At 38.8% G+C, this 22,095-nt stretch carries 20 protein-coding genes; 5 read left to right on the top strand and 15 right to left on the bottom strand.

Going from position 1 to position 22,095, the window contains the following annotated elements; genetic code table 11:
• Positions 1-170 precede the first annotated feature (170 nt).
• Positions 171-2,915 carry a LuxR C-terminal-related transcriptional regulator gene (locus ABVM50_RS01095; RefSeq protein ID WP_405199592.1) on the bottom strand — a complete coding sequence of 915 codons (2,745 nt, stop codon included), beginning with the start codon at positions 2,913-2,915 and terminating at the stop codon, positions 171-173.
• A 93-nt stretch (positions 2,916-3,008) separates the two neighbouring features.
• Here ABVM50_RS01095 and ABVM50_RS01100 point away from each other — a divergent pair, with 93 nt between their 5' ends.
• The 5 genes from ABVM50_RS01100 to ABVM50_RS01120 all read left to right on the top strand — a co-directional run bounded on the left by ABVM50_RS01100 (position 3,009) and on the right by ABVM50_RS01120 (position 7,413).
• A complete protein-coding gene (locus tag ABVM50_RS01100; RefSeq protein WP_405199593.1) occupies positions 3,009-4,694 on the top strand; it encodes a sulfatase in 1,686 nt (561 codons plus the stop codon).
• A gap of 78 nt (positions 4,695-4,772) precedes the next feature.
• Positions 4,773-6,032, top strand: coding sequence for a putative DNA modification/repair radical SAM protein (locus ABVM50_RS01105; protein WP_405199594.1), 1,260 nt, complete (start codon positions 4,773-4,775; stop codon positions 6,030-6,032).
• Positions 6,032-6,808 carry a TIGR03915 family putative DNA repair protein gene (locus ABVM50_RS01110; protein WP_405199595.1) on the top strand — a complete coding sequence of 259 codons (777 nt, stop codon included), beginning with the start codon at positions 6,032-6,034 and terminating at the stop codon, positions 6,806-6,808. The genes ABVM50_RS01105 and ABVM50_RS01110 overlap by 1 nt, the downstream gene beginning before the upstream one ends.
• Positions 6,809-6,855: 47 nt before the next feature.
• Positions 6,856-7,089, top strand: a complete 234-nt coding sequence (locus ABVM50_RS01115; protein ID WP_405199596.1) for a hypothetical protein — start codon at positions 6,856-6,858, stop codon at positions 7,087-7,089.
• A 75-nt stretch (positions 7,090-7,164) separates the two neighbouring features.
• Positions 7,165-7,413 carry a hypothetical protein gene (locus tag ABVM50_RS01120; RefSeq protein ID WP_141878565.1) on the top strand — a complete coding sequence of 83 codons (249 nt, stop codon included), beginning with the start codon at positions 7,165-7,167 and terminating at the stop codon, positions 7,411-7,413.
• A 26-nt stretch (positions 7,414-7,439) separates the two neighbouring features.
• On the opposite strand, the gene ABVM50_RS01125 is transcribed toward ABVM50_RS01120, so the two are convergent.
• From ABVM50_RS01125 to ABVM50_RS01190, 14 genes are all read right to left on the bottom strand, one after another.
• Positions 7,440-8,417: a polyprenyl synthetase family protein gene (locus tag ABVM50_RS01125; protein ID WP_405199597.1), complete on the bottom strand. Its 978-nt coding sequence runs from the start codon at positions 8,415-8,417 to the stop codon at positions 7,440-7,442.
• A 46-nt stretch (positions 8,418-8,463) separates the two neighbouring features.
• Complete coding sequence (rlmN, locus tag ABVM50_RS01130; protein ID WP_295180542.1) at positions 8,464-9,507, bottom strand: 23S rRNA (adenine(2503)-C(2))-methyltransferase RlmN; 1,044 nt, start codon at positions 9,505-9,507, stop codon at positions 8,464-8,466.
• A 114-nt stretch (positions 9,508-9,621) separates the two neighbouring features.
• Positions 9,622-10,671 carry a tRNA preQ1(34) S-adenosylmethionine ribosyltransferase-isomerase QueA gene (gene queA, locus ABVM50_RS01135; protein ID WP_141879243.1) on the bottom strand — a complete coding sequence of 350 codons (1,050 nt, stop codon included), beginning with the start codon at positions 10,669-10,671 and terminating at the stop codon, positions 9,622-9,624.
• A gap of 87 nt (positions 10,672-10,758) precedes the next feature.
• Complete coding sequence (gene aroA, locus ABVM50_RS01140; protein WP_405199598.1) at positions 10,759-11,979, bottom strand: 3-phosphoshikimate 1-carboxyvinyltransferase; 1,221 nt, start codon at positions 11,977-11,979, stop codon at positions 10,759-10,761.
• A gap of 27 nt (positions 11,980-12,006) precedes the next feature.
• Positions 12,007-12,261 carry a hypothetical protein gene (locus ABVM50_RS01145; RefSeq protein ID WP_141878569.1) on the bottom strand — a complete coding sequence of 85 codons (255 nt, stop codon included), beginning with the start codon at positions 12,259-12,261 and terminating at the stop codon, positions 12,007-12,009.
• The gene (locus ABVM50_RS01150; RefSeq protein WP_405199599.1) at positions 12,261-12,587 is read right to left on the bottom strand and encodes a nucleotide pyrophosphohydrolase; all 327 of its coding nucleotides are present in this window, start codon (positions 12,585-12,587) and stop codon (positions 12,261-12,263) included. The genes ABVM50_RS01145 and ABVM50_RS01150 overlap by 1 nt, the downstream gene beginning before the upstream one ends.
• A complete protein-coding gene (locus ABVM50_RS01155) occupies positions 12,553-14,604 on the bottom strand; it encodes a DUF3857 domain-containing protein (protein WP_405199600.1) in 2,052 nt (683 codons plus the stop codon). The genes ABVM50_RS01150 and ABVM50_RS01155 overlap by 35 nt, the downstream gene beginning before the upstream one ends.
• Positions 14,605-14,606: 2 nt before the next feature.
• Entirely contained in the window at positions 14,607-16,523 is a 1,917-nt protein-coding gene (locus ABVM50_RS01160) for a transglutaminase family protein (protein ID WP_405199601.1), read from the bottom strand.
• Between the two features lie 52 nt (positions 16,524-16,575).
• The gene (gene dtd, locus ABVM50_RS01165) at positions 16,576-17,028 is read right to left on the bottom strand and encodes a D-aminoacyl-tRNA deacylase (protein WP_405199602.1); all 453 of its coding nucleotides are present in this window, start codon (positions 17,026-17,028) and stop codon (positions 16,576-16,578) included.
• A complete protein-coding gene (rsgA, locus tag ABVM50_RS01170) occupies positions 17,028-17,972 on the bottom strand; it encodes a ribosome small subunit-dependent GTPase A (RefSeq protein WP_299154744.1) in 945 nt (314 codons plus the stop codon). The genes dtd and rsgA overlap by 1 nt, the downstream gene beginning before the upstream one ends.
• Positions 17,973-18,058: 86 nt before the next feature.
• Complete coding sequence (locus ABVM50_RS01175) at positions 18,059-19,141, bottom strand: chorismate mutase (protein ID WP_405199603.1); 1,083 nt, start codon at positions 19,139-19,141, stop codon at positions 18,059-18,061.
• Positions 19,131-20,015: a prephenate dehydrogenase gene (locus ABVM50_RS01180; protein ID WP_405199604.1), complete on the bottom strand. Its 885-nt coding sequence runs from the start codon at positions 20,013-20,015 to the stop codon at positions 19,131-19,133. The genes ABVM50_RS01175 and ABVM50_RS01180 overlap by 11 nt, the downstream gene beginning before the upstream one ends.
• Positions 20,012-21,157, bottom strand: a complete 1,146-nt coding sequence (locus tag ABVM50_RS01185) for a pyridoxal phosphate-dependent aminotransferase (RefSeq protein ID WP_405199605.1) — start codon at positions 21,155-21,157, stop codon at positions 20,012-20,014. Before ABVM50_RS01185 ends, ABVM50_RS01180 begins: the two co-directional genes overlap by 4 nt.
• Positions 21,154-21,978 (bottom strand): prephenate dehydratase, encoded by an 825-nt coding sequence (locus ABVM50_RS01190; RefSeq protein ID WP_405199606.1) that lies wholly within the window; start codon positions 21,976-21,978, stop codon positions 21,154-21,156. Before ABVM50_RS01190 ends, ABVM50_RS01185 begins: the two co-directional genes overlap by 4 nt.
• Positions 21,979-22,095 lie beyond the last annotated feature (117 nt).

A 22,095-nucleotide genomic window follows, 5' to 3' on the forward strand; every position in this document is an offset into this window, starting at 1 on the left:
ACGCAAACGTTATAGTACACATCTACTACTTCAAGTATAATATCAGTTTAACTACCTCGTCAATAAAGGTTTACAATAGTTTTGAAGTAATTTGAAATCAAAAGTTTTTCTAGTTGATGTAGTGTTGTAGTACTAAAATTTTGTAATATTTATGACTATTTACTGATAATTTAGAAATTCTTTATCAGGAATTTTGTCAAATTCACATCGCTTTCGAGTGCCATTTTCTTTCGTAATCGATACCTGTGAACCTCAACTCCCCGAACAGAAATTCCCATTAATGGAGCAATTTCTTTCGAGCTTAAATTCATTTTCAAGTAAGAACAAAGTTTGAGATCTTTACCAGACAGTTTTGGATACTCGGCGAGAATATCCTTAAAGAAATCTTCATGAACTTCATTAAAGTTAGTTTCAAAGACTTTCCATTCATCTTTACTTTTAACAGCGGCATTGATTTTGTTCATGATATGTTTCATCCTGTACTGGTTGGAGAATGAATTTTTATCTTTGGAAAGCTCACTCTGTATTTCCATAAGTATTTCATTCTTCTTTGCAGCCATCATAGTAGTGTTTGCCAGTTCTTTTCTTTTCAGGTCAATTTCATCAACCAGGCGATCATGTTCTATTCTTGCCAATCTTTCCTGGTGCTCATCCTCAAATTTTTCTTCCAGTTGCTTTTGATGTTTTCTCAGCTTTCTTTTGTTAATTAGAAAGACAACAGCGATAAGAGCTATAACCAGCAATACATATAAGGCTTTCATCCACGCAGACAAATACCATGGAGGCGCTATTGCAAAGGAGTACTTCGCCAGAACTTTCTCTCTATCCTGCTCACTTTCATGAATGATCTCCAATGCATAATCACCATAAGAGAGGTTTCTAAGATTTAACCAGCCATCACTACCTATTTCGCCGGTATATTCTTCATCGCCTTTTAGTTTATAGGAGAGTTCATTCAGATTAAGATTTGGAGCTCCAACCTGTACGTTAATATTTCCGGATGTTCTGTATTTTAAGGTTGGAGAAGAACTAAGATCATAGTACCCATCATCATCACTGAACTTTTTTATGAAAGCCAGCGATTCCCAATCTTCAGGTTCAAGCTTTTTAAAGGCTGAAAAATTCAGTTTAGCAAATCCATCGTTTAAGGTTATATAAAATGTGGAGTCATTCGGTCTGGTTAGGTTTTCGTTAGCCTTCACCAGCCTGTTATCAAGGACACCAGCAGAAAGTCTAAGTTTGTGTTTATCGAAATCTGTGAATATTACACTCCCATCTTCTTCATCATTAAAAACAAAGGAATCGCTTGTATCCTGAAGCAATCTCAAACCTTGATGATCTTTAAATTCTGTAAAATCTTCAAAAGTCTCCTTAAATGGATTATACCTGTACCAGTTCGCATTGACAAAGCAAATGATCTGGCCGTTCAGCTTATATAAGCTTACTCTGTAGTTTTCAGTTTCTCCTAGTGCAGGAAGTTTCTGGACTTCTACATTTTGAAAATTATTATGTGTAATTCGGTATAAACCTTCGTAAGGGTGGGCTGCCCATAGTACCTGATCATTCTCAAATACAATTTGCTTCACTGGAAAGTTCACTCCATCCATTTCGCTTACTGCTCCAGTTTTTTGATCGTAGATACTAATTCCCGTATACTCTCCCAGCAAATAAAGACTTTCACTACCGGGCACTTGCTCTATACAGAAACTACCCGTTCTTTTCTTAACTGGAATGAACTGATCATTTTGTACCTGATAGATGCCTGTATTATGATTCACGAAAAGTTGATCATCCAGAACTTCAAGATTCCAGACATGATCCTGGCTTCCTTCCAGTAATCTCATCTTCCCATCTTGAAAAGTATGTACACCGGTATTACTAGCCAGATATGTTTTACCTCCAAACTCTTCAATATCATAAACAGCGCCTAGTTCACCAGAATGATCTGTAAAGAACTTTAAAGGTGAATCAAGATCAAGTTTATCTATTCCTTTGTCCAATGCCAGCCATAAATTACCCTGATGATAGCTCATTCCTAAAACTGTATTGTTTTGTAAACCTTCAATACGATTATAAAACCGGAGTTCTTTAGTTTTAAGATCGTATTCCGCTACCCCATTTTTGATCGTCCCAATAAGAACTTTTTCATCTGAAACGCTCAGAATATGGTTAAGCTCAGACTCTGAAAGAAATTCATTCAGTTCTAAGTCCTCGATCTTTGTTAATTCCCCTGCGGAATAAATAAAAAAAGAATTTTTACTCCCTATATATAAGGTATCGTTTAGAGCGAATAATTCTACAATGTTTAAACCTTCCAGAGCTGAAAGATCTCCTTCCAGTTCCTGCCTGGTATTATCATTCGTTAAATAATATATTCCCTTACCTCTTTCGGCAATTACCAACCGATCTTTAAAAACCTCCATCGCGGTGGAAACATGGTTCTGAACTTTTAAGATCTCATTATTCTCATATTTGAAAACACCTCCAAAAGATCTGAAGTAAATAGTTTCACCCAGGGATTGGATGCTCCAGAATTCATCACTCTGCAATTCCAGTCCGTCCATTAATTCACTCAAGGAGTGATAAACCATTTTACCTTTTTCATCGGTTTGCCAGTAACCAAATTCTCTGAAAGATCCTGTATATATTCTCTCTCCTTTTGGAAATACCGATCGAATGATAGAACCACTTTTAAGCTTATGTAATTCCCAACTTAATCCATCATATTCAAGAAGACCCTGATTATTCGCAGCGAAAATCACCCCACGGTCGTCTACAGCAATATCCCAATTCTGGCTGGCAGCGTCATATAAAGCTGGTTTATAGTTTTGTATAGGTGGAAGTAGTTCCTGAGAATAAGCACCATTTAGGGTTACACATATGATTATCAGTATTTTAAAAATTTTATGAATCATTTCGTACAGGTAATTGTGCATGCTATGAGCAGGTGAAAATTAAACAATTCCTATAAAACTTTCGTATTTTTCCTCAGTACAAAATCTACCTCAATGCTACATCGAATATCGCCTATTCACTTTCTGACTCTTCTATCCTTGATCCTCTTGCAATCCTGCCAGAAAAAAACTTCTGAAGATCCAATTGCAGATATAAAGCCTAATATCATCTTTATAATGACAGATGATCATGCCGCTCAGGCTATAAGTGCCTATGGACATCCGGTAAGTCAGCTGGCGCCCACTCCAAATATTGACCGGATTGCAAACAACGGAGCCCGCTTTTTAAATAATTTCTGCACGAATTCTATTTGTGGACCCAGCAGGGCTGTGATCTTAACTGGAAAATTCAGTCACATCAATGGCTTCAGAATGAATGGAGACACCTTCGATGGTTCACAGCCTACACTGCCAAAATATCTTCGAAATGCAGGATATAATACCTCTATAGTTGGAAAATGGCATTTGCATGGTAAGCCAGAGGGTTTCGATCACTGGCAGATTCTTAATGACCAGGGGAATTATTACAACCCCGAGTTTATTACCAAAAACGACACCAGCGTAGTAGAAGGGTATGCAACAGACCTCATTACTAATATGAGTATAGAGTGGTTACAGAACCGTGATTCCGAAGAAAAGAAAAAACCTTTCTTCCTGATGGTTCATCATAAGGCTCCACATAGAAACTGGATGCCGCCAATAAGGCACATCAATACCTACGATTCTATTCAATTTCCACTTCCAGAAAGTTTTTACAGTAAACATGAAAATCAACTTGCTGCAAAGCATCAGTTGCAAACTATTTATAATGACATGTATGAAGGACATGATCTCAAAATGACCATTGAGAAAGGCAGTGATTCTTTGAGACATAATCCGTGGAAGACAGATTTTGATAGAATGACTAAAGCTCAGCGTGCCGACTGGAATAAAGCCTACCGACCTAAAAATGACGCATTTCATGAAGCTAATCTTAAAGGAAAAGATCTTGCGGAATGGAAAGGGCAAAGATATATGAGGGATTATATGGGAACTGTTCAGGCAGTAGATGAAGGCGTTGGAAAAATTCTGGATTACCTGGATGCAGAAGGACTTACCGAGAACACCATTATCGTTTATACTACAGACCAGGGATTCTATTTGGGAGAGAAAGGTTTTTTTGATAAGCGTTTTATGTATGAAGAGTCATTAGCCATGCCTTTGCTTATACAATACCCTAAGGCGATTTCAAAAGGAACTATCATCGACGCACTGACTCAAAATCTCGATTTCGCTCCAACCTTTCTGGATTACGCCGGCGCTGAAATTCCTGAAAATATGCAGGGTAAATCTCTTAAGCCTCTACTTTCCAATTCTGAAGAAAAAAAGATCTTCAGAAATGCCATTTATTATCATTATTATGATTTTCCAGCTTTTCATATGGTTAAAAGGCACTACGGAATAAGAACAGATCGGTATAAACTTATCCATTTTTACGATGATATTGACGAATGGGAACTTTACGATCTTGAGACAGATCCGAAAGAGTTGAACAATCTATATGGTGATCAAAAGTATGCTGATATTCAGAAGAAACTACATTTAGAGTTAGAAGAACTTCAGAAGAATTACGAGGTGACCGAAGTGGAATTCGCCACTACGCCAAAAGCTCAGGTGAAAAAAGCCTATGAAAATTTTGCCCGTCTAGCTGATGAGGAGCCAGATTCTTATGAAGGGTATCAATATTTAAAAAAGAATTAATCTTTTGAGCTAATAGTTTATCGTTTAGGAGTCAGTATGGTTATGGAATATTTCCTATTTTTGGATAAATTCCTAATTATGGATTTCGATCGAATAAAAGAAAAATTAAATATCCTTGCCGATGCTGCTAAATATGATGTTTCATGTTCAAGCAGTGGATCCAAGCGAACCAATACTAAGAAAGGTTTGGGCGATTCTTCAGGAATGGGGATTTGCCATTCCTATACGCAGGATGGCCGGTGTGTCTCCTTATTGAAGATCCTTCTTACGAATCATTGCATATTCGATTGCGCTTATTGCGTTACTCGAAAGTCTAATGATATTAAGAGAGCTGCTTTTAAAGTACAGGAAGTTGTAGATCTTACCATAAGCTTTTATCGTAGGAATTACATCGAAGGTCTTTTTCTTAGTTCCGGAATCTTTAAGAGTCCAGATCATACGATGGAAAGACTGATTCGGGTAGCTAAAAAGTTGAGGGAAGAAGAGAACTTTAATGGCTATATACATCTCAAGAGCATTCCTGGAGCCAGTGATGAATTAATGAGAGAGGCTGGACTCTATGCCGACAGGCTAAGCGTAAATATTGAGATCCCAACAAAATCAGGTCTTAAACTACTTGCTCCCGAGAAAAAACACGAGGACTTCATGAAGCCAATGGAGAAGGTGAAGAATGAGATCATTCAGTACAAATCTGAATCGAAACTTATCAAAAGCACACCTAAATACGCTCCTGCTGGTCAAAGCACTCAGATGATCGTGGGAGCTACCGGTGAAAGCGATCGGGATATCATGTACTCATCGGCATTCTTTTATAAGAATTATAATATGAAGCGGGTTTATTACTCTGGTTATGTCCCAATTAGTAATGATCCGCGGTTACCTGCATTAGGAACCCAGGTTCCTATGATGCGCGAAAACCGGCTCTATCAAACAGATTGGTTGATGCGCTTCTATGGGTATGATGTCCGGGAACTTTTGAATAATGATTTTCAACATCTGGAAATGGATATAGACCCTAAACTGAGTTATGCACTTCGCAACCGACATTTGTTCCCTGTAGATATTAATAAAGTGGATAAACAGTTACTATTACGCGTTCCGGGAATTGGATTAAAGTCGGTTAATAAGATCCTTCAGGCACGAAAATTTAGAAAATTGAATTGGGAGCATTTGCAAAAGATAGGCATCTCTATGAATCGCGCTAAATATTTTATTACCTGTGATGCCAGAGAAAAGGAACTGAAAGATGTAAGCAGTGAAAACTTAAAGCAATTAATTATTCAGAATTCCTTCAGTAAATATCGAAAGGAATTTAATCAGCAACTTAGTTTATTTTAATGAAAAGCGTTGTACTGAAATATGATGGTAGTTTTCCTGGATTTTTAACCTGTGTTTTCAATGCCTATGAGCAGAAGCTGGAAATTGCAGAGATCATTCCTGAAGGAGAAGATCAAAAACAACTCTTTAGTGATACTCTGGAAGTAATTACTGAAGATTTCAAGGTACAGAGAGTATTAAAATCGTTGAAAAAAAAGTTGTCATCGAACGGTTTTACCAGGTTATACTATTCTTTCCTGAGTGAAATTCCCGGGATCGAACTGAAGATGTATGATATGATACGGTATGTCTATAGTTCTAAGGAGAAAGCAGAACTGGATTATTCGCATCCGTCAGTGCTGGATATATCCAAAGCAGCAAAACAGGTTGGCCGGGAAAAGCATAGAATGGAGGCATTCATAAGATTCAGACTTACTAAAGACGACCTTTATTTCGCAGTGATCGAACCAGATTTTAATGTGTTGCCTGTGATCACGAAGCATTTCAAAAGCAGGTATGCAGACCAGCGATGGTTGATCTATGATCTCAAACGAAAACTGGGTGTACATTATGATCTTCAGAAGGCGGAATATGTTTCGATGGAATTACCTGAAGATATAGGCATCTCAGGCGGAAATCCAGACTATTTTGCTGAAGGAGAAATCTACTTTCAGCATTTATGGAAAGAATATTTTGACTCCACAAACATCAAAAGTCGAGTAAATATGCGGCTTCACATTCAACACGTTCCTAAAAGATATTGGAAATATTTAAGTGAAAAGAGTCCTTTTGCATAATAAAATTTTGTTTAAATTTGTGTCTTCAACTAATTAAACATTTTACAATGAAAAAATTTTTATTATTATTTGCAGTTGCATCAATGAGCCTTTCTATCTATTCTTGTAGAGAAACTACTGAAGAGAACGTGGAAGCAGACATGGAGCAAGCAGGTGAAGACGTAGAAAACGAAATGGAAGAAGCTGGTCAGGAAGTAGAAGATGCTGCTGAGAACGCTGAAACCGAAATGGAAGAAGAAGTAGAAGGAACTGACGATATGAACGGTGATGATGATATGTAATCATTTTCTTTCTTAATATGATTAAAGCCATTCATTTGAATGGCTTTTTTTAGTTTAACCCTAAATTTATAAATGATGAAAAAGACTGTAATGATCCTGGCCTTAGCTGCAATGAGTATTTCTATGTATTCCTGCCGAGAAACAACCCAGGAAAAGACTGAAGAAGCAGCAGAAGCGATTGGAAATGACATTGAAGATGGAGCGAGAGAAGCTGGAGAAAAGATCGAGCGCGGAGCTAAAAAAGTTGGTGAAGAAATCGACGAAGAAATTCACGATACAGACGATGTAAATAATGAGGAAGCGACAGATGATACTGTCCAGTAGTACTAAAAGCGGCACTATGTGTCGCTTTATTTCTTTCGTTCTATAACGTAATTTACCATTAACTCTAAACTGTCCCGATATTCAGATTCTGGATAATCCTGTAATAATAGGAGTGCTTCTTTCTGAAACTCTTTCATACGTTTAACTGCGTAGTCCAGTCCACCATTGTCTTTCACGAAATCAATAACTTCTCTTACCCTTTTACGATCCTTATTATGATTCTTGACAGAATTGATCAACCACTTCTGATCTTTTTCAGAAACAGTATTTAAGGTATAAATTAAGGGTAAAGTCATTTTTTGCTCCTTGATATCGATTCCCGTAGGTTTTCCGATCTTTTCAGTTCCATAGTCAAAGAGGTCATCTTTGATCTGAAAGGCCATACCTATAAGTTCTCCAAATCTCCGCATTTTTGCAACATCAGGACTTTCGGGGTTTACAGAAGCCGCACCAAGACTACAACATGCAGCAATCAGCGTTGCAGTTTTCTGTCTTATAATATCATAATAAATCGCTTCGGTAATATCAAGTCTTCGAGCTTTCTCGATTTGCAGCAGCTCACCTTCGCTCATTTCGCGAACAGCTACAGAAATAATCTTCAGCAGATCAAAATCATTATTATCAATGGAAAGTAGTAAACCTTTACTTAACAAATAATCACCCACAAGAACGGCGATCTTATTCTTCCATAAAGCGTTTATACTGAAGAAACCTCTCCTTCTATTGGAATCATCTACAACATCATCGTGTACCAGGGTGGCAGTATGTATTAGCTCAATGACAGATGCGCCACGATAAGTTCTCTCGTTCACATTACCTTCAGAAACCATTTTGGCAACCAGGAATACGAACATGGGACGCATTTGCTTCCCTTTTCGGTTTACGATATAGTGAGTGATCCTGTTTAGAAGGGCTACTTTGGAAGACATGGATTCGAAGAACTTTTTTTCAAAAAGTTCCATCTCTTTTTCTACCGGTAGCTTTATTTGAGAGATGACCTTCATTAAGGCTGTAAATATAAGAGTTTTAAAGAGGTTTTATCCTTTATTATTAAGCCGATTTATTCGCCAGTTGCCCACAGGCTGCATCAATATCCTTACCTCTTGAACGTCTTACCGTTACTGTTATATTGTTTCTTTCCAGCATTTGCTCGTACATTCTCGTTGCTTCTCCAGCTGCCTGCTGGAAATTACCATCATCAATTGGATTGTACTCAATAAGGTTCACCTTACATGGAACATATTTACAGAAACGTACCAGCGCCTGAGCATCTTCCCGGGTGTCGTTAATATCTTTCCAGACAATATACTCGTAAGTAATTCGGCTTCCGGTTTTAGAATACCAGTATTCCAGAGATTCTCTAAGATCTTCCAGCGGAAAAGTTTCATTGAAAGGCATAATCTGTGTCCGCACTTCGTTTCTGGCCGAATGCAGTGATACTGCCAGTTTTATCTTAGCTTCATCATCTGCCAGCTTTTTGATCATTTTAGGAACGCCAGAAGTTGAAATTGTAATTCTTTTAGGTGACATACCCAGACCTTCAGGAGAAGTGATCTTTTCAATAGACTTCATTACGTTATTGTAATTCATCAAAGGCTCACCCATTCCCATGAATACGATGTTGGATAAAGGTCGGTCAAAATATAACCTGCTTTCGTTATCGATCGCAACCACCTGATCGTAAATTTCATCAGGATTAAGGTTACGCATACGTTTTAACTTTGCAGTAGCACAAAACTGGCAATCAAGACTACAACCAACCTGTGAAGAAACACATGCTGTGGTCCTTGTTTTCGTAGGGATTAATACAGACTCTACTGTAAGTGAATCATGTAATTTCACCGCATTTTTTATCGTACCATCGCTGCTGCGCTGCATACGATCCACCCGAATATGATTGATCACAAAGTTCTCATCCAGCATTTGCCTGGTAGACTTCGAGAGGTTCGTCATATCCTCAAAAGAATGCGCTGCTTTACTCCAAAGCCATTCATAGACCTGAGTTCCACGAAAGGATTTATCTCCCTGTGACACAAAGAACTCCTGCAATTGCTGCTTGGTTAATGCCCGTATATCTTTTTTCCTGTCTTTCACGCTGCTAAATTACAAAGTTATTACCGAAGCTTCAGTCTTTTACCAGACAATAGCTTACAAAAAAGGCCATAAACCGAAATCGGATTATGGCCTTTAAATTTTATTTTCGACTTATTAGATGATCAGCATTGCATCACCATAGGTATAGAATCTGTATTTTTCCTTTACTGCTTCTTCGTAAGCCTTTTTCATAAAGTCATGACCGGCAAATGCAGAAACCATCATCAATAACGTAGATTTTGGCGTATGGAAATTAGTAATCATACAGTTTGCAATATTGAAATCGTATGGAGGAAAGATGAACTTGTTAGTCCATCCACCAAATTCGTTTAAAGTCTGGTCTGAAGATACAGCACTCTCAAGAACCCTCATTACAGTTGTTCCAACCGCACAAACTCTGCGCTTATCGCGTTTCGCCTGGTTGATAACATCTGTAGCATTCTTTTCAATAAAAGCTTCTTCACTATCCATTTTATGCTTGGAAAGATCTTCTACTTCCACCGGGCTAAATGTTCCCAGTCCAACGTGAAGTGTAACCTCAGCAAAATCAACACCTTTGATTTCCAAACGTTTTAGTAAGTGCTTGGAAAAGTGAAGTCCTGCAGTAGGAGCTGCAACAGCACCTTCATTTTTAGCGTAAATTGTCTGGTATCTTTCTTCGTCTTCAGGCTCTACTTCTCTCTTGATATACTTCGGAAGAGGAGTTTGCCCTAGTTCTTTAAGTTTTTGTCTGAAATCACTGTAAGATCCATCATAAAGAAAACGAAGTGTTCTACCTCTTGAAGTTGTATTATCGATTACTTCAGCAACAAGACTTTCGTCTTCACCGAAGTATAATTTATTACCAATTCTTATTTTTCTTGCAGGATCAACAAGTACGTCCCACAATTTTGTTTCAGGATTCAGCTCTCTAAGTAGGAAAACTTCAATTCTGGCTCCGGTTTTCTCTTTATTTCCGAAGAGTCTCGCAGGAAAAACTTTCGTATTATTAAGAACCATCACATCTTCCGGCTCGAAATAATCAATTAAATCTTTAAATTTTTTATGTTCAATCGTCTGCTCCTTACGGTTTAGAACCATTAGCCTTGCTTCATCCCTGTTTTCAGAAGGATATTCAGCCAAAAGTTCCTGAGGCAGTTCAAAATTGAAATTAGAAAGTTTCATTCCCATAGTTCCTGTTTTAAAAGCTGCAAATATACAATCTCAACATAGGCGTTGTCAAGTAAATGACCGTTTATTTATAGAATAATTCTATTCTTTACAGGTGTAGCCAAGTTCTTTAAGATCTTCCCAGAAATCTGGATAGGATTTGGACACAACTTCAGCGTCCAGAATGCGCAGATCGGTCTTTAACGCAAGTGGAGCAAAGGCCATAGCCATTCGATGATCATTATAAGTTTCGATCTCAACGCCCTGCTTCAAATCAGGATTCGGAATTAGCTGAAGACTATCCCCTGTAATTCTGACTTCTGTACCAAATTTCTCAATTTCATTCTTGAGAGCCTGCAGCCGATCAGTTTCTTTGATCTTCAGAGTATGTAAACCTGTTAGCATACACTCGGTTTTAGTCGCAAGACAGGTAACGGCGATAGTTTGAGCGATATCCGGAGAATTACGAAGATCTTCCCGAAGACTTCGAGCACGAGCCTTTCCTGTCTTCTTCAGCGTGATACTATTTTCAGTATAAATGGTTTCCACACCAAAATGCTTATAAATTTCAGCAAGGGAAGAATCACCCTGCCTGCTTTCCTTTCGGTAATTATTAAGTTTAATTTCCGCAGTTTCAGAAATAGCCGCAAGACTATAGAAGTAGGAAGCAGAACTCCAGTCTGATTCCACAGGAATAGTTACTGGTTTAACAGATTCCTGAGGTTCAATAAATATCCTGTCCTTTACAAATTTACCATTGATCCCAGCCTGTTCGATAATTTCCAGCGTCATAAGAATATAAGGCGTGGAAGTTACGGGACCTTCCAGAATGATCTCGAGCCCTTTCGGTAATGTCGCACCTATAAGCATCAATGCCGAAATATACTGGCTACTCACATTGGCTTCCAGCTTAACTGAAGATGCGTGTAATTTTTTTCCCTTGATAAGTAAAGGCGGGTAACCTACCTCATTTTTGTAAGTGATGTCGGCGCCCATACGTTGTAAGGCATCCACCAGTAATCTGACTGGTCGCTCCTTCATTCTTTTGCTTCCGGTAAGCTCAACTTCACAACCTTCCTTCACCGCAAAATAGGCTGTTAGAAAACGCATTGCCGTTCCCGCGTGATGTATATCTATGATTCCGTTCCCTTTTTCAAGAGCTTTCTTCAAAACTTCAGAATCATCACTATTCGAAAGATTTTCGATCGAAATTTCCGGGTACAATGCCTGTAAAATGAGCAATCGATTCGATTCACTTTTAGAACCGGTGATTTGAAGCGCTGCTTTCAGGTTCTTTTTTTCGGAATGTAGGGATAGATTCATGAGAGTTCGTAAAGATGAATTACGAAATTACTCTTTCTTTTCTTTACTGCGAAACTGTCCAAACGACAAAATAAACCCATACAGGAACGAAGCGATCAACTGTCCTATAATAAAACGAGCTAATTTCCCATTTGCCGTACGCTCTTCAAAGAACCTCGTAAATTCGAAACCGCCATACTCGAATAGCATCGTGATCACATTATACAATACGAGAAAAGAAAGACCTAACCAGAAAACCGACTTCCAGAATGGACGTTCAGAAACCATTTCTTTGAACTTCATTATTGCAGTTTTTCATTGTTCTTATGCCTGTCCCTATCTCGTTTTGTCTTAAGGTCAAGCTTTTTATCAAATGCATCCTGCAAATTAATTCCAGTTTGGTTTGCCAGGCAAAGCACTACAAATACTACATCTGCCAGCTCCTCACCAATATCTTTGTCCTTATCGCTTTCTTTCTCGCTTTGCTCACCATATCGACGGGCAATGATACGGGCAACTTCTCCAACTTCTTCTGTTAATTGAGCCATATTAGTAAGCTCGTTGAAATATCGCACTCCGTGTTCCTGTATCCAGTTATCTACCGCTGTCTGCGCGTTCTTCAAGTCCATCTGCTGAAATTTTCTTCAAAACTATGCTTTCATTTTGTTTTTTGATGATGTTGTCGTAAAACTTTTGAATGTATTCATAGTCTGTCGCAGCAAAAATTGTTTGCGCCAGGTTCACTTCAGAATCTATTCTTATCACATTATTGCTGTGCTTTACCAGGTATTTAAACTCTCCGGCAGCATCCTTTAATTGCACCATAGCACTCTGCGGAAGCGATTCGACCTCATAACCTTCAGGGATCAACATATTCACCTGGTGATGCTTCTTCATTGGAAAATCAAAATAGATTGGAAGTGTTCTGGTTTCAGATTTAAAAGGATTTTCAGAAGTTACATCAAACAACATAGGCTTTACATAGATCTTGTCTCCAATTACATCCTGTCCGCTTTGGGTATTGAACTCATAGGTATTGTGAATTCCTTCTCCAAGTTTTTCAAAGTTTTCAATCTTTACTTCGGAAATGGAATAGTTGCTCAATGCCGATTCCAGGTTTGCCGTAGCATCGCTTAAATTCCCATGATTTAACCTGAAGTTTCTAGCATAAAGAGCATCGAGATTATTGAAGTATTTACCTGAAATTCCATCTTCTGCCAGCTGAACATTCAGCCTGGTTTTATTTTGTGAAAAATACAAAGGTTGCAGATTCACCCATTCTGAAGTACCATCTTCACGAATCAATCTACCTTGCCAGTTTCTTGCTCTTTTGGGCAGTTCCCCAGGAATCGCCAGTGGATCACTTGCATCCATCAGGATCACTTTATCACCAATTTTTGCGGCAGCAATCAAGTAATTAAATCCATTTTTAGTTGGAAACAGAGGAGTGCCATTACTAACCGTACTTACCAGGACTGGATTGGCATCGATATTAGCATACTTCAGCATGGAAACCAGTAAAAGATTAATATCACCGGTATTTCCAATGCCCTCCTCGTAAGCATCACGTAGCCCATTTTCAGCTATATAACCCACGTAATCATTCCAGGTCATCTTTTGCTTTACAAAATTGAAGATCTTATTCATTTTTTGCTCCTGGTTGGTCAATGTGCCAAGCAAAGCGTCGATTTCATCATCAAAAAATCGCTGGTTCCGTAGTTCTGTGTTGAAACCGCTATCATTATAAATCGACTTTGAAACGCCTTCCCAGGTTTGCGAATAATTATCAATAGGAGAATTTGGAAACTTAGTGAACTTTAATTCCCAATCTAAAAATGCAGCGTAATTCTCCATATAATCTACATGACTTTCAGCTTTCAGAGCAGGAATATCCTCCTGATCGATCTCATAAGTGTTCTGCATATAATCTAACACACTGTTACTAGTGGAATGGCTAACAACTTTTCCACCGTACGAACTATTTCTTTGATTATTAGAAAAGGATCTTTTAAACGGCTTGGTTCCCTGATTGATTTTAGCATAAAAAGCTGCTTTTGGATTGTTATAAACTCCAAAATTCAAATATTCGGGGATCGTCACGCTTATATTCAGTTTGTCAATAGGAATTGTATACTGTAAATTGATACGATCCATGGAGGTCGTGATTCGGTCGCTGATTTTCTTATACTCATATTCGATAACCGTTCCCTCTTTTACTGCCGGCATGGTGAACGTAGTAAGCTCGCGATATTTGCTTGCCTCATTCTCATAAATATCCTTACGATCAAGCTTGGTTTCCTCAACTTTTCCGTTTTCCAGGTTATAACTTACTCCTCTTACTCCAGAAACATTTTCCTCGTAACCTCCTTTATAGGCACTGATCTTATGGGTTGCCCAGTCAAAACCATCTTTGTTGTAGATCTTGATACGCTCGTGATATTCGGTTACCACAAAAAAGCCGGTATTTGGCTTATAATCGTAGTAAGTACGCTGATATTTATATAAAACGGCAGCATTCGCATCAGGATCTTTATCGTGTTGTTTTTGGGCAACTTCACTTTTGGATACTTTTCCGAATTTATAATTTTGCGCATAGGTCGTGCTGCTCAGAATTAGGAAACTGAGGATAAAAAGGTATTTGGTCATGGTTAGGATTTTTCAGATTTTGCGATTACTGCTTTTAAATTATTTAAGGTGTTTACCTTGTCGATAAACTGGGTAAAATTCTGGAATTGCTCACTAGGCCACTCCCCTTCGTGAATAATGAGAACTCTTTCTACTTCTATACTTTTATTTTCTTCGGAAGCGCTAATGTTTATACTGAATTCTCCAAATTCTGAAGCGATCTCGTCACTTCCAGGTAATGCTTCGATCTCATAACCTTGCGGAATCTTAAAGCTGAAATGATCTTTGTAGGTTTTCCCACGTTCGAACACAAAAGGCATGGTTCGCTCCTGTGAAGTTTTCTTCATGATGTTCCCCTGCTGAATAAAATTAAGCGGAACCAGTAATCTTTCTCCAGCAGGACTCGCCAGCCTGCTACCACTGAACTTCAGCTTCTCCTGAAATTGAATATCGACCCGGTCATCTTCAAAAGCAATGTCCTCAAAATGCAGATTCTGAAGTCTGCCCCATTCATTTCTATAATATTTTTTGAGATCATCTTCGGTTTCTCTCTTTAATCCGTAGCGATCACCATAAGGAATGCCTTCTGAAATTCTGGTGAATTCCGCATCAAAATTACCTTTTTCATCCAGCTGAATCTCGCATTCTATCGCCTGCACATTATCTGATACTTCATATTTTCTGGTACGTATGATCTCTCCACCTTCTTCTGTAACCCTTAGCGCGTAACGATCATCTGTGAAGTCTCCCATATAATTGAATGGAGTGGTCTGGCTTGTACATTCCAGCCACAGATCTGTACTATCTTCCGAAGGAATATTCAGGATCACATGGTTTCCCTGCATGATGGTAAAATCCGGATTAATATGACGCTTTGAATCTCCACCATAGATTACGGTATAATAAGATTCGATACCCTGACTTTTAAGCAAGGCTTTGGTATAATTCGTTAATCCTTTACAGTCGCCATATCCCAGCCTGTCCACGTTCATGGCAGTTTCAGGTTCCCAGCCTCCAATGCCATATTGCACAGAAATATAACGGGTATTTTCCTGAACGTACTGGTAAATAAGCCTGGCTTTATCTTCAATACTACTGGCAGAGCTGGTCAAATCCACTATTTTCTTAATAGTGCTCTCCGGAAGGTGATCATGTTCTGCAACCAGATTATCATACATCCATTTACCAAAATGTTTCCAGTCCCTGGTTTCTCCGGCAACACCCTTCAGCTCAAATTTTTCCAGGCTAAACAAAAGGTTTGGAGTTGTACTGCGTAAAGAAGGTTCGAAATCTTCGTGTTTTCTCGCTTTGACATTTCGCAGTTTATAAAGGAAATGATTCTCAACCGAATGATCTTCTATGGCAACCTTATCGAAATTGTTTTCCTGAAATCTTAGTGCATGCGCATCAGGATTTTCAAGTTCGAAAATAGATTCTTCAATACTTACATTATAACCTTCCAGAGGAAACCATTGATCGAGAAATACAGTGTCTTCGTTCTCAAATTCACTGGTATAAATAACAGTATATGGATAGTTTCTGGCGTTATAATCCATATAACTAACCCTATTGTCTGCAAATAAGGTCCCTGAGCCAAAAGCACTAACGTCTGAAAAGTCCTTTTTCCTGAACTTTTCAACTTCATTTCCCATAGCATCAATTATGATGGCCTGCTGTTTTGCTATCCCATCACCCTCATCATAATGCTGGTAAGCATCAATGAAGTATTCTCCATTCTCATTGAAAACAGTGACAATACGGGTAGTGTGTACGACCACTTTATCTATGTCTTCAACAACAAGTTTTGTGTGCATCTTGCGAACGACCGCATCTGCATTTTCCAATAGTTCCGGGGAAATTTTTAAAATAGAATATTCTTGCTGGGAATACATGGAAGACATGCAGACCAGCAGCAAAAAAGTGATGATTCTTTTGCGCATTAAGCTGAAAATAGGTTAGTTCAGCCCGCAATATATAAAAAATTAACTCTTTTTAACGCTTTTCTTTCGAATCGATGATAATTGTTACTGGACCATCATTGAGCAAAGATACTTTCATATCTCCTCCAAAGACTCCTACCCCAACGCTTTTACCAAATTCTTTTTCGAAGGACGTTACAAAATCCTGATATAATGGTTCTGCAATATCAGGTTTAGCAGCATTTATAAAACTGGGCCTGTTCCCTTTTTTAGTACTGGCATGTAGGGTAAACTGACTTACTACAATGGCATCTCCATCAACGGTTCTGAGAGACTCATTCATTTTGCCCTCATCATCCCCAAAAATTCTCATGTTAATGATCTTACGGCAGAGCCAGTCAATATCTTCCTGGGTATCGCCCTCCTCTATTCCAAGTAGGATCAATAAGCCATCTCGCATTACCGCGCACACTTTATGATCTACGGTGACCGATGCTTCTGTGACTCGTTGTATTACTGCTCGCATTATTTCTGGTATTGATCTACTCTGTAGTTTTCATCTTCACCTTCCATGATCTGCAAATAACTTTTGTACCTGGACCAGGCGATCTCACCTTCTTCCAGAGCATCTTTGACCGCACATTTTGGTTCATTAAGATGCAGACAATTATGAAATTTACAGTGCTGTTTTAGCTGGAAAAATTCCGGGAAATAATCGCCAATTTCTTCCTTGTCCATATCAACTACTCCAAAACCTTTGATTCCGGGAGTATCAATTATTCTCGCATCAAATTGAAGGTCAAACATTTCAGCAAAAGTCGTGGTATGTTGCCCCTGGCTGTGTTGCCTGCTAATTTCCGAAGTTTTAAGATCAAGAGTAGGCTCTATAGCATTGATAAGAGTAGATTTTCCTGTACCACTATGACCAGAGATCATACTGGTCTTTCCAATCATCTTATCTTTTACTTTATCTACGTTTTTACCCTCTTTAGCTGAAATTCCAATACATTCATAGCCTGCACCGCGGTAAAGTTCTGCAAGGTATTTCACCTCAGCAAGTTCCTCGATGCTATAAGTATCAACTTTATTGAAAAGCAGCACTGCTGTGATAGCATAGGCCTCCGCAGTAACCAGAAAGCGGTCTATAAAAGTGGTTAAAGTAGGCGGATTATTAAGAGTAATAAGTAAAAAAACCTGGTCAACATTTGAAGCAATAATATGAGTTTGCTTTGAAAGATTAACCGACTTCCGGATAATATAGTTTTCCCTTTCGATGATCTTTTTGATCACCCCGGTTTCCTCCTCGCCGTCTTCCACATCAAATCTTACGACATCTCCTACAGCCACAGGATTTGTACTTTTAATTCCCTGTATCCTGAACTTTCCTTTGATCCGGCATTGGTAAAACTGGCCATTCTCGGCTTTTACATGATACCAGCTCCCGGTAGACTTATAAACAACTCCCTGCATTAAGCTAAACTATTCATATCTAATAATTTCTTTCCGCAAATTTAGGCATTAATTTATGAAGCTACCGGGAAGCGTGAAATCATCCCTTATACATCCAGGATTTTCTGTTGGTGATTAATAGATTCCTGGTGAATAGCTTTGAATAATCTTAGAACAAATTCTTCGCTCAGGCCTTTATCTTCACCTTCCAGTACCATTTTCCCAAGGATCTCGTTCCATCTTTTAGTTTGCAGAATTGCTACGTTCTGATCTTTTTTAACCTGTCCTATTTCTTCGGAAATTTTCATACGTTTAGACAAAATCTCCAGAATCTGACTATCGGTAATATCAATCTTGGAACGTAAAGCTGTTAGCTTATTCTGAAAATCCTGACTGGCAGAGATCTCCTTTCTAACTTTCAGATCTTCCATCATTTGGATCAAAGCAGCCGGTGTAATTTGTTGAGCCGCATCACTCCATGCTTTATCCGGAGTATGGTGAGTTTCCACCATGATTCCGTCGAAATTAAGATCAAGTCCTGTTTGGCAAAGATCAAAGATGATATCTCTTCTTCCTGCGATATGGGATGGATCCAGGATTAAAGGAAGGTCTGGGAATTTATTTTGTAGTTCGATAGGAATCTGCCATTCCGGGTTGTTACGGTACTTCGTTTTCTCGTAAGCAGAGAATCCACGATGTATCACACCAAGGTTATTGATATCTGCTGTGTGTAAACGTTCAACCGCTCCCAGCCACAAAGCAAGATCTGGATTTACAGGGTTTTTAACCAGTACGATCTTATCTGTTCCTTTCAAAGCATCTGCGATCTCCTGTACGATAAATGGAGAAACCGTTGTTCGCGCTCCAATCCAGAGAATATCCACATCATGTTTTAAAGCAAGATCAACATGGTTCGGGTTGGCAACTTCAGTGGTAGTAAGCATTCCGGTTTCCTCTTTCGCCTTCTGAAGCCATTTTAGACCCAATGCACCAACTCCTTCGAAATTTCCAGGGCGAGTTCTTGGTTTCCAGATTCCTGCACGTAAAACAGTTGCATCACTATCTTTTAACTGGTGAGCGATCGTTAATACTTGCTCTTCGGTTTCGGCACTACATGGCCCTGCGATCACCAACGGGTGAGACAGGTTAAAGTTCTCTAACCAGCCTCTGAGTTCTTTTTTATTTTCCATTCTCCTGTAATTTTAATTCTTCGTTCTTATTTATTCCGTTTAATACTTCTTTTATATGATTGGTTCGATCCATTTCCTGGTAAAGCTGATCGAAATTGTCTTCCTGCATCAATTTTCTGAAATTCTGAAGATTCAGAATATATTCATCGAGAGTTTCCAGTACATTTTTTTTATTCTGACTAAAAATTGGTGCCCACATTGCCGGGGAACTTTTAGCTAGTCTCACAGTCGAGGCAAAACCACTTCCTGCAAGGTCGAAAATATCACGCTCGTTCTTTTCCTTTTCCAGCACTGTTTTTCCCAGCATAAAGGAACTAATGTGTGATAGATGAGAAACATATGCTATATGACGATCATGTGAACGGGCATCCATATATCGTATTCTCATTCCTATCTTCTGAAATACCTCTAAAGCTTTTTCCTGAAGTTTAAAAGCAGTCTTTTCTACTTCGCAGATAATATTGGTTTTATTTCTGAACAATCCATGAATTGCAGCCTGCGGACCAGAAAATTCGGTTCCCGCAATTGGATGTGCTGCCAGAAAGTTTCTTCTTTTCACGTGATCCTCAACAATCTGACAAATATTTTCTTTAGTTGATCCCGCATCTATCACCACGCAATCATCTTTTACTCTATCCAGGATTTCAGGAAGAACTTTAATACTAGCATCTACTGGAATTGCAAGATATACCAGGTCAGCTTCATGTATATCCTCGATTGTAGACATCTTATCTATGAGGCCCAAATCAAGCGCCTGCTTCAGGTGATCCTCATTTCCATCTATTCCGGCAATACTTATCCCTGGAATACCGGCTTTTAGATCCAGCGCGAAACTTCCGCCTATTAATCCAATTCCTACTATAAATACCTTCATGATCTAATTCTTTTTAAAGCTTCATCAATCATTTCTTCCGTAGCACAAAGGGAGAAACGAACATAATCTCTTCCCTGCTCACCAAATATAAAACCCGGTGTTACGAACAGATCTTTATCGTACAATAATTCATCAACCAGGCTTTCTGCACTTTTACCTGCAGGAGCCTTCGCCCAAACAAAAAGTCCAGACTGCCCCGGTGCTGCTTCACAATTCAATGTTTTTACCAGTTCCAGAACTTTCTTCTTTCTTGAACTGTACAACTCGTTTAAATTTACAAACCATTCATCTGAAAGTTGAAGTGCTTTTACGGCACCAGCCTGCAAAGGATAGAACATTCCACTGTCCATATTGGATTTTACTTTTAGAACAGCTTCAATATTTTTCACGCTCCCGGCGAGCATTCCAACTCTCCAGCCAGCCATATTAAAACTTTTACTTAGCGAATTAAGTTCCATCACGTAATCGCTCCTTTTATGGGAATCTAGAATACTCAAAGGTTCTGTATTCTGAATAAAACTATATGGATTATCGTTGACTACCAGAATTTCATTCTTTTCAGCAAAAGCAGTCAGTTTCTCTAAGAAGCCAGCAGTCGCTTTGGTTCCAGTAGGCATATGCGGATAATTCACCCACATGATCTTTACATTTTCTAGTCCCTGCTGTTCTAATTTTTCCAGATCTGGCAACCAGTTCTGCGATTCGTCCAAAGTGTATTTCTGAACTTCTGCCTGTAATAATCCGGAAACTGAAGTATAGGTAGGATAACCTGGATCTGGAACCAATACTTTGTCTCCTTTATTAAGGAACGCCATGGAAATATGCATAATCCCTTCCTTGCTTCCCATGAGCGGAAGGATTTCATTTTCAGCATCCAGATTTACATGATAGTACCGAGAATAGAAGGCTGTCATAGCATTTCTTAGTTCCGGTATTCCTTTATATGGCTGGTATTGATGCGCTTTGGAATGCTTTAGACCAGTTTGCATCGCATCAATTACTTGCTGCGGTGGTGCAAGATCCGGACTTCCTATTCCAAGATTGATTACCGGTTTGCCCTGTTCTCGCAAAGCTGCCACTTCCCTTAATTTTTTGGAAAAGTAGTATTCCTGTACGCTTTCCAGTCTTTCTGCTGTCTTCATGACAATCTGCTTTTGTAAATTCCTAATATATTAAGGTCCTCGGTCATTAATTTCAAAACATCCATCGCACGATCAAAATCTTCTCTTTTATCAAAGATCACATCTACGAAAAATGAATATTTCCAGGGCTCGTCTATGATTGGCAATGACTGTATCTTGGTTAGATTCAAATAGGAATCACGTAGAATATTGAGTACTGAAACCAGGCTTCCACGATCACTCTTTAAATCAAATTTTAAAGATGCTTTATCAAGAATTTCACCATTCGGCTTTTGTTCTTCTGTTCCCAGAACTAAAAATCTGGTGGTATTGGATTTGATCGTATGAATGCCTGAAGCTAGAATTTCGAGTCCGTACATACTTGCCGCCGCAGGACTTGCTACCGCCGCAACTTTCAGTTTTTTTTCTGAAGAAATTCTTCGGGCGGCCTCTGCAGTATCTGCATCTTCGATCAACTTAATATGCGGATGTTTTTTAAAAAAATCCTTGCACTGCAACAGGGCCATAGGATGAGAATATACCTTTTTGATGTCCTCTATATTCTGACCTTTTACCGCCATCAAATTCATATTCACCGGAGTGTAATGCTCTCCAATGACCTTTAACTTGTATTCATCAATCAAGGCATAATTAGGAAGAATAGAGCCGGCAATACTGTTTTCGATAGCCATCACAGCTTCTGTCGTCCCACCTGAGGCAAGCGCTGTAGTGAGTTCCTGAAATGACATATGTTCAGCCACTGCAGTTTGCTCTCCAAAATAATCCATCACCACGAGGTGATGAAAAGACCCTTTAATACCCTGAATTCCGACTTTTCTCATTTTTTTCCAAAAAAAAAGTCCCGATCTAAGATCGAGACTTTTATATAATTTTAGCTTACTTAATCATATAGCATTCCCGATTCTATTCCTGGTATAGAAATAAAAATAATAGAATGC

The organism is Christiangramia sp. LLG6405-1, assembly GCF_045055805.1.
Lineage (GTDB): Bacteria > Bacteroidota > Bacteroidia > Flavobacteriales > Flavobacteriaceae > Christiangramia.

Excerpts from the sequence above, each read along its gene's own strand:
- ABVM50_RS01095 (WP_405199592.1), bottom strand. The coding sequence starts at position 2,915 with ATGATTCATAAAATTTTTAAAATACTGATAATCATATGTGTAACCCTA.
- ABVM50_RS01100 (WP_405199593.1), top strand. The coding sequence starts at position 3,009 with ATGCTACATCGAATATCGCCTATTCACTTTCTGACTCTTCTATCCTTG.
- ABVM50_RS01105 (WP_405199594.1), top strand. The coding sequence starts at position 4,773 with ATGGATTTCGATCGAATAAAAGAAAAATTAAATATCCTTGCCGATGCT.
- ABVM50_RS01110 (WP_405199595.1), top strand. The coding sequence starts at position 6,032 with ATGAAAAGCGTTGTACTGAAATATGATGGTAGTTTTCCTGGATTTTTA.
- ABVM50_RS01115 (WP_405199596.1), top strand. The coding sequence starts at position 6,856 with ATGAAAAAATTTTTATTATTATTTGCAGTTGCATCAATGAGCCTTTCT.
- ABVM50_RS01120 (WP_141878565.1), top strand. The coding sequence starts at position 7,165 with ATGAAAAAGACTGTAATGATCCTGGCCTTAGCTGCAATGAGTATTTCT.
- ABVM50_RS01125 (WP_405199597.1), bottom strand. The coding sequence starts at position 8,417 with ATGAAGGTCATCTCTCAAATAAAGCTACCGGTAGAAAAAGAGATGGAA.
- queA (WP_141879243.1), bottom strand. The coding sequence starts at position 10,671 with ATGAAACTTTCTAATTTCAATTTTGAACTGCCTCAGGAACTTTTGGCT.
- aroA (WP_405199598.1), bottom strand. The coding sequence starts at position 11,979 with ATGAATCTATCCCTACATTCCGAAAAAAAGAACCTGAAAGCAGCGCTT.
- ABVM50_RS01145 (WP_141878569.1), bottom strand. The coding sequence starts at position 12,261 with ATGAAGTTCAAAGAAATGGTTTCTGAACGTCCATTCTGGAAGTCGGTT.
- ABVM50_RS01150 (WP_405199599.1), bottom strand. The coding sequence starts at position 12,587 with ATGGACTTGAAGAACGCGCAGACAGCGGTAGATAACTGGATACAGGAA.
- ABVM50_RS01155 (WP_405199600.1), bottom strand. The coding sequence starts at position 14,604 with ATGACCAAATACCTTTTTATCCTCAGTTTCCTAATTCTGAGCAGCACG.
- ABVM50_RS01160 (WP_405199601.1), bottom strand. The coding sequence starts at position 16,523 with ATGCGCAAAAGAATCATCACTTTTTTGCTGCTGGTCTGCATGTCTTCC.
- dtd (WP_405199602.1), bottom strand. The coding sequence starts at position 17,028 with ATGCGAGCAGTAATACAACGAGTCACAGAAGCATCGGTCACCGTAGAT.
- rsgA (WP_299154744.1), bottom strand. The coding sequence starts at position 17,972 with ATGCAGGGAGTTGTTTATAAGTCTACCGGGAGCTGGTATCATGTAAAA.
- ABVM50_RS01175 (WP_405199603.1), bottom strand. The coding sequence starts at position 19,141 with ATGGAAAATAAAAAAGAACTCAGAGGCTGGTTAGAGAACTTTAACCTG.
- ABVM50_RS01180 (WP_405199604.1), bottom strand. The coding sequence starts at position 20,015 with ATGAAGGTATTTATAGTAGGAATTGGATTAATAGGCGGAAGTTTCGCG.
- ABVM50_RS01185 (WP_405199605.1), bottom strand. The coding sequence starts at position 21,157 with ATGAAGACAGCAGAAAGACTGGAAAGCGTACAGGAATACTACTTTTCC.
- ABVM50_RS01190 (WP_405199606.1), bottom strand. The coding sequence starts at position 21,978 with ATGAGAAAAGTCGGAATTCAGGGTATTAAAGGGTCTTTTCATCACCTC.